The 12,977-nt window shown below is 74.3% G+C and carries 13 protein-coding genes; 9 read left to right on the top strand and 4 right to left on the bottom strand.

What is annotated here, in order from left to right; all coding sequences use genetic code 11:
• Positions 1-54 precede the first annotated feature (54 nt).
• Positions 55-708, bottom strand: a complete 654-nt coding sequence (locus ACFXPX_RS41330; protein ID WP_380528659.1) for a dihydrofolate reductase family protein — start codon at positions 706-708, stop codon at positions 55-57.
• Between the two features lie 277 nt (positions 709-985).
• On the opposite strand from ACFXPX_RS41330, the gene ACFXPX_RS41325 reads away from it, so the two are divergent.
• The 7 genes from ACFXPX_RS41325 (at position 986) to ACFXPX_RS41295 (ending at position 6,830) form a co-directional block, all read left to right on the top strand.
• Complete coding sequence (locus ACFXPX_RS41325; protein ID WP_380644913.1) at positions 986-2,062, top strand: phosphatidylinositol-specific phospholipase C domain-containing protein; 1,077 nt, start codon at positions 986-988, stop codon at positions 2,060-2,062.
• Between the two features lie 32 nt (positions 2,063-2,094).
• The gene (locus tag ACFXPX_RS41320) at positions 2,095-3,282 is read left to right on the top strand and encodes a DUF6183 family protein (RefSeq protein WP_380592137.1); all 1,188 of its coding nucleotides are present in this window, start codon (positions 2,095-2,097) and stop codon (positions 3,280-3,282) included.
• Positions 3,283-3,382: 100 nt separating this feature from the next.
• Positions 3,383-3,775: a ribonuclease domain-containing protein gene (locus ACFXPX_RS41315; RefSeq protein WP_380528664.1), complete on the top strand. Its 393-nt coding sequence runs from the start codon at positions 3,383-3,385 to the stop codon at positions 3,773-3,775.
• Positions 3,776-3,952: 177 nt separating this feature from the next.
• Entirely contained in the window at positions 3,953-4,303 is a 351-nt protein-coding gene (locus ACFXPX_RS41310; RefSeq protein ID WP_380528666.1) for a 5-carboxymethyl-2-hydroxymuconate Delta-isomerase, read from the top strand.
• Positions 4,304-4,448: 145 nt separating this feature from the next.
• Complete coding sequence (locus ACFXPX_RS41305; protein ID WP_380592139.1) at positions 4,449-5,042, top strand: hypothetical protein; 594 nt, start codon at positions 4,449-4,451, stop codon at positions 5,040-5,042.
• A 73-nt stretch (positions 5,043-5,115) separates the two neighbouring features.
• Complete coding sequence (locus ACFXPX_RS41300; protein ID WP_380528670.1) at positions 5,116-5,637, top strand: hypothetical protein; 522 nt, start codon at positions 5,116-5,118, stop codon at positions 5,635-5,637.
• Entirely contained in the window at positions 5,622-6,830 is a 1,209-nt protein-coding gene (locus ACFXPX_RS41295; RefSeq protein ID WP_380528671.1) for an MAB_1171c family putative transporter, read from the top strand. The genes ACFXPX_RS41300 and ACFXPX_RS41295 overlap by 16 nt, the downstream gene beginning before the upstream one ends.
• A gap of 406 nt (positions 6,831-7,236) precedes the next feature.
• Here ACFXPX_RS41295 and ACFXPX_RS41290 read toward each other — a convergent pair whose 3' ends face one another.
• The gene (locus ACFXPX_RS41290; RefSeq protein ID WP_380528673.1) at positions 7,237-8,178 is read right to left on the bottom strand and encodes an NmrA family NAD(P)-binding protein; all 942 of its coding nucleotides are present in this window, start codon (positions 8,176-8,178) and stop codon (positions 7,237-7,239) included.
• Positions 8,175-8,999 carry a polysaccharide deacetylase family protein gene (locus ACFXPX_RS41285; RefSeq protein WP_380592147.1) on the bottom strand — a complete coding sequence of 275 codons (825 nt, stop codon included), beginning with the start codon at positions 8,997-8,999 and terminating at the stop codon, positions 8,175-8,177. The genes ACFXPX_RS41290 and ACFXPX_RS41285 overlap by 4 nt, the downstream gene beginning before the upstream one ends.
• Before the next feature lie 99 nt (positions 9,000-9,098).
• Here ACFXPX_RS41285 and ACFXPX_RS41280 point away from each other — a divergent pair, with 99 nt between their 5' ends.
• Entirely contained in the window at positions 9,099-9,449 is a 351-nt protein-coding gene (locus tag ACFXPX_RS41280) for a winged helix-turn-helix transcriptional regulator (RefSeq protein WP_380528677.1), read from the top strand.
• A gap of 49 nt (positions 9,450-9,498) precedes the next feature.
• Here ACFXPX_RS41280 and ACFXPX_RS41275 read toward each other — a convergent pair whose 3' ends face one another.
• Entirely contained in the window at positions 9,499-11,238 is a 1,740-nt protein-coding gene (locus ACFXPX_RS41275) for an Imm49 family immunity protein (protein ID WP_380644912.1), read from the bottom strand.
• A 292-nt stretch (positions 11,239-11,530) separates the two neighbouring features.
• Between ACFXPX_RS41275 and ACFXPX_RS41270 the strand changes: the two genes are divergently transcribed.
• Positions 11,531-12,976: a serine hydrolase domain-containing protein gene (locus ACFXPX_RS41270; RefSeq protein WP_380644911.1), complete on the top strand. Its 1,446-nt coding sequence runs from the start codon at positions 11,531-11,533 to the stop codon at positions 12,974-12,976.
• The last annotated feature ends 1 nt before the right edge of the window (position 12,977 follow it).

Here is a 12,977-nt window from a genome sequence, read left to right as displayed (position 1 = left end):
GGCCCCCCGCACGCTCCACGGGGCGGCCGCCCGTCGGCTGTGGGCCGGCCTCGCTCAGGCGCGGGCGCGGCGGGTGAAGGTGAGGTGGGTCACCCCGCTCGGGCTGCTCACCGCCTCGGTGTCGAAGCGCTCCTCCAGCCCCTCCAGCCCGGCCCAGAGCGACTCGCCCCGGCCCAGCACGATCGGCACCACGACCACGTGCAGGTGGTCGACCAGGTCGGCCTCCAGGAAGGCCCGGACGGTGCGCGGCCCGCCGCCGATCCGGACGTCCAGGCCGCCGGCCGCCTCCCGGGCCCGCCGCAGCGCCTCCTCGGGCGAGGCGTCGACGAAGTGGAAGACCGTCCCGCCCTCCATCTCCACGGTCGGGCGCGGGTGGTGGGTGAGCACGAAGACCGGAGTGTGGAACGGCGGGTTGGGGCCCCACCAGCCCTGCCAGGCCTCGTCCTCCCAGGGGCCGCGCTGCGGGCCGAACTTGTTGCGGCCCATGATCTCGGCGCCGATGCCCTCGGCCCAGGTGCGGGCCATCGCGTCGTCCAGCCCGGTGCCGCCGCCCTCCTGGCCGGTCATCCGCCGGAAGGTGCGGGTGCCGAAGAACCACTGGTGCAGCCGGTGGGCGGCGTGCCCGAAGGGCTGCTCCAGGTTCTGGCCCTCGCCGGTGCCGTACCCGTCGAGGGAGATCGAGAAGTTGTGGACCCGGACCAGGGACATCGTGCGCCTCCGCTGCTCGTGGCTCTCGGGCGCCCGGTCACGGCCGCCCGCTCGCGGGCCACGCTAGCGCCCGGGTACGACGGATCTGACGAACCGTCACGGAAGGGGCGCGGCGTGCCGCGGGCGGCGGCCGCGGCGGCCGGAACCCGGGGCGGAGGTGGCGAAGCCGTCACGATATTGTCGTGCCTTCTTCACGAGGTGCACGCCCGGTCCGGCGATGCTGCCTCCGGCGGCGCGCACCCGCGGCCGTCGTGACCTTCCCGGGGGGACGATTCCGATGACCGTACGCCGTACCCTGGCGGGCCTGCTGGCCGCCGGCCTGCTCGCCACCGCCGCGGCCCTGGTGCCCACCGCGGCCCTCGGCGCCGCCGACACCGACGACGGCACCGGGGCCCTGCCGTTCGGCTCCGCCACCACCGTCGGCCTGCACAACACCTACGAACCGGCCGCCTACCCGTACCTCGCCCAGAGCCTGGACACCGGCACCGGCATGATCGAACTCGACCTCTGGACCGACACCGTCACCCACGAGTGGAAGGTCAGCCACTCCAACCCGCTCGGCAACTCCAACAACTGCACCGCCGCCGACACCCCGGCCCAGCTCTACGGCGGCGGCACCAACAAGAACCTGGAGCACTGCCTCGACGACGTCCGGGTCTGGCTCGGCGCCCACCCGGGCGCCGGCCCGCTGGTGATCAAGCTGGAGGTCAAGGGCGGCTTCGCGGCCAACCTCGGCATGGGCCCCGACCAGCTGGACACGCTGATCGCCGCCCACCTCGGCGACGCGGTGCTGCGCCCGGCCGACGTGCTGGCCAAGCCCGGCGGCGGCGCCTACGCCACCGTCGACGAGGCCGTCCGGGCGGGCAACTGGCCGAGCCGCTCGGCCCTCGCCGGGCGGGTGCTGCTCTACGCGATCCCGGGGACGGTCGAGGAGCACAACCCCTTCGACACCCTGCACACCGACGTCGAGTACGGGCGGCACCTGCGCGACCTGGCCGCCTCCGGCCGGATCGGCCGGGCCCAGCTGTTCCCGGCCGTGCACGGCGCGGCGGCCGGCGACCCGCGCGCCAAGTACACCGGCGCCGACGCCGGGATCCGCCCCTGGTTCGTGGTCTTCGACGGCGACGCCGCCGGCTACCTGAACGGCATCGACACCGCCTGGTACGACCGCTCGCACTACCTGCTGGTGATGACCGACGCCCAGAACGTGGCGCCGAAGATCAGCGCCACCGACCCGACCGTCGACCAGGCGAGCGCCCGTACCGAGCAGCTGGCCCGGGCGCACGCGAGCATCGTGTCCAGCGACTGGCGCAGGCTCCCGGCGGTGCAGTCCCTGGTGCTGGCCCGGGGCTGACCGGCGACCCGGCGGTCGTAGGCTTCGCCCTCGTGGCGAAGACGATCGAACAACTGGTGGCCGGGCTGGCCGGGACGTACGAGGTCAGCGAGGTGTGCCTGCTGCTCGAAGCGCACCTGGAGCGCGGCGACACGGCCTTCCACGTGGAGGTCGGCGCCGCGCTGCACCGCCGCTACGGCTCGGGCTGGGCGGGTGCCGAGCACGCCTCCCTCTACGACCACGTCCTCTGGGACGTGATCAGCACGCCCGGGCGGGTGCACGTGGAGCACGCGTTCGCGCTCAAGCCCGCCGTCAGCCTGCGCCCCGGTCGGCCGCTCCACCGGACCGCCGCCGTACTGGCCGAGTACCAGCCGCTGGAGGCGCTGGCCTGGGTGTTCGAGGCCCCGGCCGGCCATCCGCGGGTGCCGGAGGAGCTGCGGGCCTGCCTGGTGCAGGAGTTGGTGCTGCGCGGCGCCCCGGTCGCGGAGCTGCCCGCAGCGCGGGCCTGGGCGGCGGCCTCGCCGTACTGGGCCGCGCACCCGCTGGCCCGGCTGCCCTGGACCCTCGACCCGATCGAGGGGAAGCCCCTCATGGCGCACTACTCCCGCGGCGCGGTGGCGTTCGGCGTCCCGTACGCACTGCCGGAGGGCGACCGGATCGCGGCGGCCGGCCGGGTGGCGGTGGAGATCGGGGCGGACGAGCCCGGGCTGACCGTCGCCCTGCGGCGCTGGGCCCGGCAGTTCAACGGGCAGCTGGAGGCGGCGGTGTTCGAGGCCGAGCGGCCGGTCGCGCCCGCGGAGCTCCCGGGGACGCTGGCCGGGCTGCCGCTGGACTGCATGTCCGGGGAGGGCTGCCGCGGCCCGCTGGGCGGCGTGGACGGCGTGGACGAGGCCCACGGCGGGGCGCATGCCGCGCACCTGGCGGTCGTGCCGACCACCGCCGCCGCGGTCTGGCGCCAGCTGTTCGTCGCCGCCTCCAGCGGCGCCGGCGACGAACGCGTGTGGTCGTACGGCGGCTACGGCCGGCTGGAGGCCTGGCGCTCGCTCGCGGCCCTGGTGGGCGCGGGCCCGGAGGACCGGGTGGCCGAGGTGGCGCGCCGGGCGGGGGAGTGCGCCTGGTACGCCTTCACCATGTGCGGGGACTGGTTCATCCGCGACGACCTGGACCTCGGCTTCGCCGTCCTGGACGCCGGGCGCCGCCGGCTCGCGGTGATCGCCGCCACGGACTACCGGGGCGGCTGACCGGCCGGTTCAAGTCATCGGCGGGTACGGCGAGTTGACCGGAGATGAAGACTCCGGACGGGGCTTCCGGGGAGCTCCCGGGTTCGCCATCCTGTTTGACATGACCCGAACTCTACGCGCGTGGAAGACCCGCGCCGCCGCCGTCGCCGTGCTCTCCCTGGCCACCCTGGCGCCCGTCGCCGTCGCCACCGAGGCGCAGGCCGCGGTGAGCGGCAAGGTGTGCGTGTCCGCCCTGCCGTCCCAGGCCCGGACCACCCTCGGCCTGATCGCCAAGGGCGGGCCGTTCCCGTACTCCCAGGACGGCGTGGTGTTCACCAACAAGGAGCACGTGCTGCCCTCCCAGCGCTCCGGCTACTACCACGAGTACACCGTGGTGACCCCGGGCGCGCCGACCCGCGGCACCCGCCGGATCGTCACCGGCCAGCGCTCGCACGAGGACTACTACACCGCCGACCACTACGCGACCTTCCGCCTGATCGACTTCGGCTGCTGACCCGACCCGTCGCCCCCGGGCCCCGGCCGCGCGCCGGGGCCCGCTGCCGTTCCCGCCCCTTGCCCTTGCCGATGCTGCCTGGTGCCGTTGCCGCTCACCGCCGTTCCCGCCGACCGCCGCGCGGGGCCCGGACGATAGGGTCGGCGCTGCCCGCCCGCACCCCCTCCGGAGGATCCCGTGCCGCAGCTCCTGGTCGACCACTCGGCCGAACTCGCCCTCGACCGGGACGCCCTGGCCGCCGAACTGCACAAGACCGTCACCGAGGTGATCGACACCACGGTGGCGGAGTGCAAGACCCTGTTCCGCCCGGCCCCGCACCACACCGTCGGTGACGGCGCGAGCGGTGAGGCCGTGGTGCTGGTGGAGGTGAAGATCCTGGCCGGCCGGACCGCCGCGCAGCGCGCCGAACTGACCGCCCGGGTACTCGACGTGCTGCGCTCCCACCTCGCCGTACCGACCGCGATCGGCGTGCAGGTCACCGAACTCGACCGCGACACCTACCGTTTCGTCCACCACCCGGGCCGCTGAGCGGCCGCCGGAGCGGCGCCCGCCCTCCTGCACCCGGGCCCGTCACGGAGGCGCCGCCCCCGCGCGCCAGCCCACCGGGCCGGTCCGCGCTACCGACCGGTCGAACACCGACGGTATCGTGACAGGGTCGTGGAGGGGGACGCACATGGTGAAGTCAGCAGCTGGTGACGGGACGGGCGGGCCGGAGCAGCCGGGGGAGCGCGCCTCGGCCATCGCCCGTCGGCTGGACCGGCTGATGGCCCGGGAGGCGACCAGATCGGGCGGCCGGCCCCCCGCCTACCGCGAACTCGCCGACCGGATCAACCGGCTGGCGGGGCGGGACGTCATCTCCCGTGACACCGTGCGCAACCTCCACCTCGGCCTGAACCAGAAGGGCCAGGCCTGCAACCCCACCGTGGACACGCTCGACTGGCTGGGCCGGGGCTTCGGCATCGGCGCCGGCGCGAGCTACTTCCTGGACGACGCCAAGGCCGCCGTGGTGGACGAACAGCTCGACCAGCTGGAGCGGATCGCCGAGTTGCGGCAGGCGCTGGGCAACGACGGGGTGGTCAACCTGGTCAAGCGGGCCTCCGCGCTGTCCGACGGCAGTCTGCGGGTGCTGCTCTCGCTCGCCGACAACCTCCGCAAGCTCGAACAGGACGCGAGCGGACAGGGCGCGAGCGGTCAGGGCGCGAGCGGTCAGGGCGTCGTCGGCAGGGGCGTGGCAGGTCAGGAGGCGGGTCCGACCGGCGCCGGATGAGCGGGAGCACCGCACCACGCACCACCGTCCCCCGACCGGCTCCAGCCCCTCGCTCCGAAGGAACACCCCCGCCTTGGCCTTCCCCCGCGGCCTGCGCCGACGCTGCGAGCAGCGGCTCTCCGGCCTGAGCCTGCCCGCCCCGTTCACCGTCGAGGGCTTCCGCGCCGCCCTGGAGCGCGAGCGGGGACGCCGCATCGTCATGGAGCCGCTGCCCGCCCTCGGCCCCGACCTGCCCTGCGGGCTGTGGATCGCGCTGCCCAGCGTCGACGTCGTCTACTACGAGGAACGCACCAGCCCCGCCCACCAGGACCTGATCAAGCTGCACGAGCTCGGCCACGTCCTGTGCGGCCACACCGGCACCCTCGAACTCTCCCGGCTCACCGCGCTGCTGCCGGACCTGACGCCCGAACTGATCGCCCAGCTGATGGGCGCGGGCCGCACCGGCTACCACACGGCCGAGGAGCAGGAGGCGGAGATGATCGCCCTGCTGCTCGCCGACCTGGTCGGCTCCACCACCGACCCGAGCCCGGTCTCCGACCGGCTGGCCGAGAGCCTGCTGCACCCGATACGCCAACCCCGGTGGAGGAAGTCCTGATGCGCCCGCTGTTCACCTGGCTGATGCCCTCACTGATCTGGGGCGTCGTGCTCTGGCGGGCCCCCACGGCCTTCACCACCCGGGCGAACCGGGCGCTGTGGGCGGCCTTCACGGCGATCGCCCTCGGGCTCAGCTGCCGTCCGGCCTTCGTCGAGCGGGCCCTGGGCGAGCTCACCGGCATCCGGGACGTCACCCAGCTGCTCAAGCACCTGGTCGGCATCGCCGCGGTGTACTTCCTGCTGGAGTACGTCCAGGAGGTGCGCCACCGCCCGGAGCGGCCCCGGGCCGCCCGCGCCCGGCTGCTGTCGGCGCTGGCCGCGAGCATCGTGCTGAGCCTGCTGTTCGTCTTCGCCCTCCCGCACGACGCCGACGGCGCCTTCGGCATCGACGCCCACTTCGGGGACCCGTGGGTGAAGGCCTACCTGTGCGTCTTCAACACCGCCTTCGCACTGGCCAGCGCACGGGCGATGGTGCTGTTCTGGTCCAACCGGGCGGCCGTTCCGCGCGGGGCGCTGCGGGTGGGGATCACCTGCCTGGCGGCCGCCGGAGCGACCGGCCTGCTGTACACGCTCTACCGGTACTGGTTCACCCTCGCCAAGGGCGACTCCACCCGCTTCGACGCCGCCGGGAAGCCGATCCCGCTCCAGGACACGGCGAGCGAGGTGCTGCCCGCCCTGATGCTGGTGCTGCTCGTCCTCGGCGTCACCATTCCGCCGGCCCGGACGGTGGTCGGCTACCTGCGCGACCAGTACGCGCTGTGGCGGCTGCACCCGCTCTGGGCGGACGTGGTGGCCGCCGTCCCCCAGGTGGTGCTGGGCACCCCGAGCAGCCGACTGCGGGACGTGCTGACCGTCCGGGACCGCTCGGTCGAACTCGCCCACCGGGCCTTCGCCATCCGGGACGCCGCCCTGGTGCTGCGCGAGGACACCCAGGGCTCCGGGTGCGATCCGGCCTGCGGGGACACCCGGGCCGCCGAGTGCGTCCCGACGCCCGCCGCCTGCGAGGACCTCGCCCGGGTCGAGGCCCGCTGGCTGCGCGCGGCCGTTCGCCACCGGGCCCGCGAGCTGCCCGCCCCCACCCCGCCGGCGGCCCTCGCCGCGACCACCGGCGGCCGCACCCCGCGCGAGGAGATCGCCTGGATGCTGGCCGTGGCCGCCGCCTACCGCCGGCTCGGCGCGGACGGGACGGCGTAGCCACCGAAGGCGCCCCGTCGCCCAAGCTCTCCGGCCGACCGGCCAGTTGACGCACCGACGGGCCGGTCGGCGACTCTGTTCGCCGGTCAGTGCCGTACGGGAGGTGCGGTTTTCGGCTTCTGGCGATTATGATCGTCACCGCAGCGGGGGTGACCCGCCGGACCAACAGGGGGTCGGGGCATGTTCAGCACGGTCGACAGCCGCGGCGGACACCGCCGGAGCCGTGACACGGGCTGGAGCTAGCCGGGGGCACGACGGCCCTGTCCGGCCTGCGGGTGTCCGGTGGCCGGGTGGCCGTACGGAGCGTTCCCGTCCCACGGGGGTGGGCGCGAGCGCTCCGTACGGCCATCGAGCCGTCGCGGGACGGTCGTCGGCCGGTCCGGGCGGCCGGGCTTTCGGGCGGGCGTCAGCCGGTGGGTGGCGGTCCGGTCCAGCCAGTGTGGTGGAGCCAGTCCTCGAAGGTCATCAGGGCGGGGTGCAGGCGGCGTAGGAGGTCGATGTCCCGGTCCCGCGTGTAGAGGTCGCGGTCGGCGAAGAACCGGAACATCGCCGCGTAGTCGTGGCCGAAGACGGGTCGGGCGGCGCGCAGTTCCTCGTGCGGCATCGGGACGTACGTGCTGGGGGTGCCCGTGACCCGGGTGAAGGTGGCGGCGATCTCGTCGCCGGTGAGGCTGTCGCCGATGACCGCGAGGTCGCGGGCACCCCAGGACTGCCAGTCGTCGAACATGCGGCAGGCGAACCGGGCGATGTCGTCGAGGGCGACGAGCGGGTAGCGGGCGGAGCCGAGGGGGAGCCGGAAGGTCAGGCCGCCCCGGCCGTCCGGTCGGGGGGTGAGCCGGTCCCGCAGGTTCTCGAAGTACGGCGCGGTGGTCAGGATCGAGACGTGCTCGGTGTACCAGCCGTCGCTCTCCTGGCGGAGCATCTCCTCCGACCGCATCAGCTGGATGTGGGCGGCGACGGCCGCCTTGCTGTCGAAGTGCGGGACGGGACGGCCGGTCAGGGACACCGCACTGTCCAAGGAGGACCAGATGAAGCGTTCCACCCCGGCCCGCGCCGCGGCGGCCAGCAGGTGCAGCCCTTGCCGGTACTCACCCACGGCGCTGCCCGTCGCGAAGAAGTCCGTGTTGGCGAACACGCGGTCAGCCTGCCCGATCAGGACGTCGAGGGCCGCCGGGTCGGAGCGGACCAGCCGCACGCGGCCGGGGGCGGTGGCGGCGAGAGCGGTGGCGTGGGCGGACTCCGGGTGGCGGGTGGGGACGGTGACGGTGGCGTCGGTGGTGGCCAGCAGGTGCCGGACCAGGTGGCTTCCCATGGCGCCGGTGCCGCCGACGACGAGGACGTGGGTCACGGCGTTCCTCCCCGCTGCGCCAGGACGTGCTCGGCCAGCTGGGCGTGGGTGGCGACCCAGACGTCGCCGGACTCCCGGAGGTGGTCGAGGATCTGGCCGACCATGCCCGCGAGGAGCGGCCGGCCCGCGACATGGGCGTGGACGGTGAGCCGGAAGACGCCCGGGCCGGGAGCGGCGAGCAACTCGTCCAACAGCGCGCGGTGCAGGTCGCGGTAGGCGTACGGGCCGGCCGCGGTGTCCCGGACGTCGGAGTGGTCGCCGTGCATGAGGGAGACCAGGGGACCGTGGGCGGTGGACAGGACCTGCGGGAGTTCGTGGTCGCAGTGGTCGCCGGTCCAGCGGTAGCCGGCCTCGGCGAGGAGGCCGTCGGTGTCCCGCGAACCGGTGGCGCGCGGGCTCAACCAGCCCGTCGGACGCACCCCGGTGACCTGGCGGAGGGCGTCCGTGCAGCGACGGATGTTGGCCCGCTCGGCGTCGACGTCGAGCAGTGCGGGCACCACGTCCTGGGCCCAGGAGTGCGCGGCGATCTCGTGGCCCGCCTCGTGCACGGCCAGGACGGTCCCGGGGTGCCGCTCGGCCACCAGCCCGTTCACGCCGACGGTGGCGGGCAGGTCACCGAGGACGGTCAACAGCCGCCGGATACCGGTGGTGACGCCGTAGTCCACCCAGGAGGCGCTGTGGGTGTCGTCGACGCCGGGCAGCGGCCACGCCGCGGCCATCGGCGCGTAGGCGGGCCAGTGCCCCGGTGACCACAGCTCCAGCGCGACGGTGACCAGCGCGGCGACCTTCCGCCCGCCCGGCCATGCGGATTCCGTTCCCATGCGGGTTCCCCCAGCTCGGTAGCTTCCGTGATGGACGTCATGGACGCTAGTGAGGCGGCGGTTACCTCCGGGTTCCCGGCGCTGGACTACCGTCGCACCATGCGTGAGTACCCCGGGAGCGACTTCCTCGCCGACTGCCCGGCCCGGTTGGCGGTCGAGGTCATCGCCGACAAGTGGGCCGTGGTCGTGCTGTTCGCGTTGAGCCGGAGGCCGTGCCGACACGGCGAGTTGGCCGAGTCGATCGGCGGGGTCTCGCGGAAGGTGCTGACCCAGACGCTGCGACGGTTGCAGGGGCACGGCCTGGTCGGCCGTCACGCCGGGGCCGGGAAGGTCGAGTACGCGCTGACGGACCTGGGCCGGACGCTGGTCGAGCCGATCGCCGTGCTCACCCGGTGGGGTCATGAGCACGGCGCGGCGGTGACGGCGTTCCAGGAGCCCGGGACGGACTGACCGCCCGCGGCCTCCTCCTCGCGTCCCCGGCTGCGAGGAGGGACCTACCTCAGGCGAGCAGGCGGGCCGGGAGGTACGGGGACTCGACGTGGACGGCCCAGCCCCGGCGCCGGGCGTGGCAGGCGAGGGCGAGGACGTCGAGGCTGATCGCGGCCTCGGCGTCGGTGGCGCGGTCGGCGACCGAGTGGTGGTCGCGGTGGGCTTCGAGGGCGTCGATCAGCGCCAGGTTGAAGCTGGTCTCGTCGCCCTCCACGAGCTGGGAGAAGAGGACCACCGGCGGGCCGGGGAAGCCCCACTCCTTCGTCCGCTCGGCCTCGCGCAGGGCCCGTTCGGTGGCCGGGAGCGGGTCGACGCCCCGGAAGTAGTCGTGCAGGGCGACGCGGTAGCAGGCGTACGCGGAGCGGTCGGTGGTGGAGTGGGTGGGGCCGGCGAGGACGACCGGGGCGAGGTCCTCGCGGACGCCCGTGATCAGGGCGAGGTCGAGGGCGAGCTGCCAGTGGCCGGGGCCGGTGTCCTCGTCCCGGGTGGCCGGGTAGCGGACCGTGCGGCCGCCGATGGTCACCTCGGCTTCGGTGCCGGGCTCGGCGAGGGCGATGCGGAACAGCGCGGCGCCCAGTTGGGAGGCCAGGCGCAGACCGGCGAGCTGGGTGTCGGTGACGTCGGCGGACTGCGAGGCGCGGGCCCGGAGGAGGAGCACCTGCTTGCCCAGGGCGCGGGCGAGCAGGGCGACGGTGTGGCGGTCCTCGGGCCCGGGGTCGATCGCCTCCCGGGTGCGCCGCTCGTACAGGGCCTCGCTGTCGGGGTGGAGGGGGAGGGCCGGGCTCGGCCGGTCGATGCGGACGGGACCGGCGGCGAGCCGGGCGACGGCGTCGGGGCGCCGGTCGCGGCCGAGACCGGCGACCCGGGGGCCGGGGCCGGCGAAGCCGGTGACCAGGGCGTGCGGGAGGTAGTCGGTGTCGACGGCGGGGAGCCAGCCGTGGGCCCGGTGGGCGAGCGCGGCGAGGGCGAGCGGGAGCAGCGGGAGGAGGCTGCGGGGGCTGGTGCCGTCGGCGCGGTCGAGGAGGGCGAGCAACCCGGAGTCGAAGGCCGCGCGGTCCTCCGCCGCGAGGGCGCGCAGGGTGCGGAGGGCCTGGGTGGCCTCGCTGTCCCGGTCCTCGATCCGGGCCAGTGCGGCGTCGATGGCGGCGAGCCGCTGTTCGGCGGTCGCGGCTTCGGTCGGCTTGCTGTCAGTCGGCTCGCCGCCGGTCGCGTCCTCGTCGCGGGTACGGCCCAGGAGGTGGGCCATGAAGCCGTTGACGAGCTGGGCGGCGGAGTGGCCGCCGCCGGCGGGCATGGCCTGCCAGGTGAAGGCGAAGGCCTCGCCGTGCCGGGTGAACCGGTCGGAGAGGATCGCGAGGCAGAGCGCGTCGAGCCAGTACCGGGGGAGGACGAGGCTGCGCCGTACGCTCCCGTCCGCCTCCTCCGGGTCGTAGCTCATCCCGAAGTTCGGGTAGTCGAGGAACACCTGGAAGCCGTCGTACGCGTAGTACGCGGCGAAGGCGATGGCGCCGGCGGCGGCCTCGGCGGCGTCCTTGAGGACGGCCCGGGCCTCCGGGGTGTCGAGGGCGGGGGAGTCGGCGGAGAGCGCGCCGAGGTGGTCGAGGAACTCGTCGGCGATCAGCCGCCATTCGGTGGCGGTCATCAGATCGGCGCGCGCGTACGAGCGGACCATCCGTCCGATCCGGTCGGTGAAGCCCTCGCGGGCCGCCGAGACCGCCGCTCCGTCCACCTGGTGACGTTCGATCCGCACAGTGCCGCTCCTTGATCCCTTGCCCGGCCGTCAGCCTAGACGTGGGGTCCGACAGTGCGCGGCGCGGGGGTCGGTGGCGGCCATCCGATTTCAAACGATGTTTGAAAATGGTCGTGGGCGCGCTAGTGTCATGATCGGCGGCGGCGGAGCATGCGGGCCGGGGGCCCGGAATCCCGCCTGCCATGGAGAAGTTGACGGCCAGTCGTACCGGACTGTCCGCACGCGCCGGGTCCGCCGTCGCTGAACCGTCCACGGACCGCCCATGCATCGTCGTGACCGCGAGGGAGAGCACATGCCGGAGAAGCTGAGCCGTGAAGCGACCGGGGAGGCACCGGCCTTCGACACCGCCCGCTGGCAGGCCCGGCTCGACGGACTCCTCGCCGCCCACCGCATCCACGGCGCCACCCTGGCCGTGCTGGCCGGCGGTGAGATCCACGAACTGGCCTCCGGCATCCTGCACTCGGAGACCGGCGTGGCCGTGACCACGGACTCCGTGTTCCAGATCGGCTCCGTCAGCAAGGGCTACACGGCCGCGATGGTGGTGCTGCTCGCGGAGGCCGGAAAGCTCGACCTCGACGCGCCGGTCGTGGACGTCCTGCCGGAGTTCGCCGTCGCCGACACCGATGCCACCCGCACCATCACGCCACGTCAACTCCTCAACCACACCAGCGGCATCGAGGGCGACTTCGTCAGCGACACCGGCCGCGGGGACGACTGCCTGGCCCGCTACGTCGAGGGCGCCCGCACGGTCGGACTGACCAACCCGCCCGGCGCGACCGTGTCGTACTCCAGCACCGCGTACAACGTCCTCGGCCGGATCGTCGAGGTCGTGACCGGCGGCACGTGGGACGAGGCGTTGAAGGAACTGCTCACCGGCCCGCTCGGGCTGGAGCACACCATGACCCTGCCGGAGGAGGTGCTGCGCTTCCGCGCCGCGATGGGGCACATGGGCGACCCGGGCGAGGAGCCGGTGCCCACGCCGCTGTGGAACATGATGCCGCGGTCGGCCGGCCCGTACGGCGGGATCTGCGCGACGGCGGCCGATGTCGCCCGGTTCGCGCGGCTGTTCGTGGACGGCGGCGCCGCGCCGGACGGGACGCGGGTGCTGCCGGAGGCCGTGGTCGGGGCGATGCTGAACCGCGAGGTCGAGATGCCCGACCAGTGGTTCCTCGGCGCGCACTGGGGGCTCGGCTGGGGGCTCTTCGAATGGGACGGCGTCCGGGGGTTCGGGCACGACGGCAGCACCTTCGGGCAGCTGGCGTACCTGCGGGCGATGCCGGAGAAGGGCGTCGCGGTGGTGCTGCTGACGAACGGCGGGGGAGCGGCGCCCAAGGTGTTCGAGGCGCTGTGCCGGGAACTGTCGGCGGAGCTCGCGGACGTGACGATGCCCGGCTTCGAGCCGCCGGCCCGGCCGCCGGTGGTCGAGCTCGGAGGGTTCGTCGGCAGGTACCGCCGCGAGGGCTTCCTGATGACGATCGCCGAGAGCGGAGGTGAGGGCCGCGGCGAGGGCGACGCCGAGGGCGTGCTGACCCTGACGTACGAGGGCGCCGACGGCCTCGCGGGAACCTTCGACCCGCTGGTGTGGCAGCTGACGGCGGTGTCGGACGCCCCGGCGAAGACCGTCTTCGCGGGGCGTCGGAACGAGAAGGACGCGTGGATACCGGTGGTGTTCTACGCCCTGGCCGACGGGAGCCGGTACGTCCACTTCGGCGTGCGGGCCACGGCCAAGTCGGCGTAGC

It is taken from the genome of Kitasatospora sp. NPDC059146 (genome assembly GCF_042786665.1).
Taxonomy (GTDB): domain Bacteria; phylum Actinomycetota; class Actinomycetes; order Streptomycetales; family Streptomycetaceae; genus Kitasatospora.
Note: the sequence above shows the minus strand (reverse complement) of the source record. Positions and strands in the feature narration are given on the sequence as shown.